This is a genomic window from Streptomyces sp. XM83C, from assembly GCF_023072675.1.
In the GTDB taxonomy this organism is placed as follows: Bacteria; Actinomycetota; Actinomycetes; order Streptomycetales; family Streptomycetaceae; genus Streptomyces; species Streptomyces thermocoprophilus.
On sequence record NZ_JALLGL010000434.1, the window covers coordinates 1 to 3,885 of the forward strand.

The 3,885-nt window shown below is 74.6% G+C and carries 4 protein-coding genes; 1 reads left to right on the forward strand and 3 read right to left on the reverse strand.

Annotated features, from left to right (window positions below):
- Positions 1–198: 198 nt before the first annotated feature.
- From MTQ10_RS28715 to MTQ10_RS28725, 3 genes are read right to left on the reverse strand one after another with little or no spacing between them, the layout of a single operon-like run.
- Positions 199–1,389, reverse strand: a complete 1,191-nt coding sequence (locus tag MTQ10_RS28715; RefSeq protein ID WP_247473272.1) for a cytochrome P450 family protein — start codon at positions 1,387–1,389, stop codon at positions 199–201.
- Between the two features lie 58 nt (positions 1,390–1,447).
- A complete protein-coding gene (locus tag MTQ10_RS28720; RefSeq protein ID WP_247473273.1) occupies positions 1,448–2,131 on the reverse strand; it encodes a response regulator in 684 nt (227 codons plus the stop codon).
- Positions 2,132–2,168: 37 nt separating this feature from the next.
- Positions 2,169–3,419 (reverse strand): sensor histidine kinase, encoded by a 1,251-nt coding sequence (locus MTQ10_RS28725; RefSeq protein WP_247473275.1) that lies wholly within the window; start codon positions 3,417–3,419, stop codon positions 2,169–2,171.
- A gap of 182 nt (positions 3,420–3,601) precedes the next feature.
- Between MTQ10_RS28725 and MTQ10_RS28730 the strand changes: the two genes are divergently transcribed.
- Positions 3,602–3,802, forward strand: a complete 201-nt coding sequence (locus MTQ10_RS28730) for a hypothetical protein (protein WP_247473274.1) — start codon at positions 3,602–3,604, stop codon at positions 3,800–3,802.
- The last annotated feature ends 83 nt before the right edge of the window (positions 3,803–3,885 follow it).

Here is a 3,885-nt window from a genome sequence, read left to right on the forward strand (position 1 = left end):
CCCCTCGGGGCATGTCGGGCGGGCGCCCGGCGCGGGTGGCACCCCCCGCGCGGCGTCGCCCCGACGCGGCATCGCGGGGCACGCCGGCGCGGCATCGCGGGGCGCGCCGACCCGGCATCGCGAGGCACCCCGGGCCAGGCATCGCCCCGGCGCGGTGGCACGCCGGCCCGGCGTCGCCCCCGGCCCTCGGGCCGGCTCCTACCAGCGCACCGGCAGGCTGCGCATGCCACGGATCAGCATGCCCGGCAGCCAGGGGCCGGGCGGGCCGTCGAGGGCGAGGCCGGGGGCGCGCTCCAGCAGGGTGCGTATCGCCGTACGGCCCTCCAGCCGGGCCAGCGGGGCGCCCAGGCAGTAATGGATGCCGTGGCCGAAGGCGACGTGGCCGCGCGGGTCGCGCCGGATGTCGAAGCGGTCGGGCTCGGGGTAGCGGGCGGGGTCGCGGTCGGCCGCGGTGAGGCCGACCAGCACGGTCTGGCCCTGCTCGATCCGCACTCCGCCGATCTCCAGCGGCTCGGCGGCGAAGCGGAAGGTGGCGGCCTCCACCGGGCCCTCCCAGCGCAGCATCTCCTCGACGGCCCCGTCGATCAGGCTCATGTCGGCGCGCAGCGCGGCGAGTTGGTCGGGGTGGGTGAGCAGGGCGTGCACGCCGTTGGCGATGAGATTGACGGTGGTCTCGTGCCCCGCGATCAGCAACAGGTAGGCCATGCCGCGCAGTTCGCCGGGCGAGAGGCGGTCGCCGTCCTCGGCGGTGGTGCGGATCAGGTCGCTGAGCAGGTCGTCACCGGGGGCGCACCGCTTGTCCTCGATCAGCTCGGTGAGATACGCGGCGAGCGCGACGACCGCGTCGTACTCGCTGTCCGGGCCGGCGGGTGCGACCACCTCGGTGGAGATCTTGCGGAACTCGGCGCGGTCCATCTCGGGGACGCCGAGCAGTTCGCAGATGACGGTGATGGGCAGCGGGAAGGCGAACGACTCCAGCAGGTCGGCGCGGCCCCGCGGCAGCATCGCATCGAGCAGGTCGTCGGTGATCTCCTGGATGCGCGGCCTGAGCAGTTCCACGCGGCGCATGGTGAAGGCGCGGGAGACCAGGGACCGCAGCCGGGTGTGGTCCGGCGGGTCGACGCTGAGCAGATACTTGCCGATCTGTTCCTCGTCGAGGAACGTCATGTCGAGTTTCGACGGGTCCTTCGCCAGCCGTGGGTCGGCGAGCGCGGCGCGCGCCTCCTCGTACCCGACGACCAGCCAGGTCTCGTGGTCCGGGTCGGCTCCCGGCGGCCGGACCCGGTGCACGGGGCCGCGGGCGCGCAACTCGGCGTAGAACGGGTGGGGGTCGGTGCGGAACGCGTCGCCGTACTCCCCCAGGTCGATCACTTCGGTCACTTCGCTCATGCGTCCTCCCCCTGCCGGCGGCTTCACCGTCGCCCCGTCCAACGTGCGGGGTGCCCGTTCAGTGCCCGTCGCCATGATCTTCCTCGGTCAGCCCGGCGTCGTAGGCGAGGAGGGCGATCTGCACGCGGTTGTTGAGGCCGAGTTTGGCGAGGACGCGCGAGACGTGCGCCTTGACGGTGGCGACGCTCATGAACAGGGTCGCCGCGATCTCCGCGTTGGACAGGCCCCGGCCGACGGCCACGGCGACCTCGCGTTCCCGGTCGTTGAGGAGGGCGAGTCGCTCGCACGCGCGCGTGCGCCGTGTGTCGGCGGCGGTGCCGGCGGCGTGCGCCATCAACTGCCGTGTCACCGTGGGCGACAGCACCGGATCGCCGGCCGCGACCTTGCGGACCGCGTCCACGATCTCGGCGGGCGGGGTGTCCTTCAGCACGAACCCGGCGGCGCCCGCGCGCAGGGCGCGCAGCACCTGCTCGTCGGCGTGGAAGGTGGTGAGGACGACGACCTGCGGTGCGTCGGGCCGGGCGCGCAGCCGCTCGGTGGCGGTGAGCCCGTCGACGCCCGGCATACGGATGTCCATCAGGACGACGTCGGGCCGGGTGCGGTCGACGAGTGTCACGGCCCGGTCGCCGTCTCCGGCCTCGCCGACGACGCGGATGTCGTCGGCGCCGCCCATCATCAGCGACAGCCCAGCCCGCACCAGCGGATCGTCGTCGACGAGGAGCACTCTGATCGCGTCGGTCATGGGGTTCAGCCAACCATGCCGGCCGGGCCGGGTGCGCTCACGGTGTCGGCGCCCACGGCAGCCAGGCCCGCACCTCGAACCCGCCGTCCCCGCTCGGCCCGTGCTCCAGCCGGCCACCGGCCAGGCCGGCGCGTTCGGTGAGGCCGATCAGGCCCTGCCCGGAGCCGGGCACGGGCGGTGCGGGCCGCTCGGGCTCCGGGTTGCGGACCGTGACGGACAGGCCGTCGCCGGGCGCGCCGGTGACGGACACGGTGACCGGGGCGCCCGGGGCGTGCTTGCGGGCGTTGGTGAGGGCCTCCTGGACGATGCGGTACGCGGTGCGGCCGACGGAGGCGGGGACGGTGTCCGGGTCGGTGACGTGCCGGTCGAGGGTGACCTTCGTCCCCGCCTCGCCGGACTCGGCGACCAGCGCGTCCAGCGAGGCGAGCGTCGGCTGCGGCCTGCCCGCGTCGTCGCGGTCGCCCGCGCGCAGTACGCCGATGATCTCCCGCAGGTCCTGAAGGGCTTCGTGGGCGCTCTCCCGGATCACTCCGGCCGCGCGGGCGATCTCGTCGCGGGGCGCGTCGGGCCGGAACTCCAGGGCGCCCGCGTGCACGCTGAGCAGGGTCAGCCGGTGCGCGAGGACGTCGTGCATCTCGCGGGCGATGTCCTCGCGGGCGAGCCGCTGGGCCTGCTCGGCGCGCAGCCGCGCCTCCGTCTCGGCCCGTCGGGCACGGTCGCGCAGGCTGAGCAGCAGCTGCCGCTTGGAGCGCACGAACATGCCCCAGCCGATGACGGCGACGGTCAGCACGGCGACGAAGGTGACGGAGACGAGGAACGGCAGCTCCGGGTCGGGCCGCAGCCAGTAGTACAGCGGGAGCACGGCGAGCTGCGCTCCGCCGACCCAGGCGACGTATCGGAACGGCCGGTGCACGGCGAGCGTGAACAGCGCGATCATCTCGGCGCCGCCCGCCGTCTCCGAGACCAGGCCCACCACGGACAGGGCGACGGCGACGGCCACCGGGTGACGGCGGCGCAGCCACACCGCGCCGCAGGCGAGGGCACCCAGCACCTGGTCGGCGACGACGAGACCGTCGGGGACGCGCGCGTCGCCGTGGAGCGTGTCCGAGGCGGCCACGCCCACGACCACGGCCGCGAAGAAGCAGGCGAAGTCCACCACCCAGTCGCGTGCCGTGCGCCGGGGCCGCCGGCCACGCCCCGCGTCCGGGTCGAGTTCGTGGGCCAGCGCGGAGGGCAGCCACCAGCGTCGCCCGGAGAGCACCGGCGCCGTCGCCGTACCGTCGTCCATCACAATCGGCCAATCTACGCAGCTCCGGCCGGTACGGCCCGCTCGTGAGCCGCAGCGTCGACCGAAGTCGCGGCGGTGTCGACTTCGGTCGACGGGGAGGCCCACGACGGTGGACCTCCGTCGGGCACGGCTCGCCCCGAGGCCGATGTGCCCGGGGTCGGCGCGGGGCGAGAGTCGAGGGCATGAAGGAGCTGATGGAGTTCGCCGGATTCCTGGCCCTGGTGCAGGGCGTGCTGGGGCTGCTGCACGAGTTCACCGACTGGCATCTCGGCCTCGTGCAGCGCTGGGACGTCCTCGACGGGTACGAGGTGTACGCGAGCGTGACGCTGATCGTGCTGGCGGTGGCCCTGTTCGCGGCCGCCGAGCGGATCAAGGGCGGGTGAGCGGGGGGACGGACGCGATGCCGGGAGGCAGCCCCGGCCCCGGCCTCCACACCGGTACGGGGGCCGGGGCTGCCTCCCGGCAT

Excerpts from the sequence above, each read along its gene's own strand:
- MTQ10_RS28715 (WP_247473272.1), bottom strand. The coding sequence starts at position 1,389 with ATGAGCGAAGTGACCGAAGTGATCGACCTGGGGGAGTACGGCGACGCG.
- MTQ10_RS28720 (WP_247473273.1), bottom strand. The coding sequence starts at position 2,131 with ATGACCGACGCGATCAGAGTGCTCCTCGTCGACGACGATCCGCTGGTG.
- MTQ10_RS28725 (WP_247473275.1), bottom strand. The coding sequence starts at position 3,419 with ATGGACGACGGTACGGCGACGGCGCCGGTGCTCTCCGGGCGACGCTGG.
- MTQ10_RS28730 (WP_247473274.1), top strand. The coding sequence starts at position 3,602 with ATGAAGGAGCTGATGGAGTTCGCCGGATTCCTGGCCCTGGTGCAGGGC.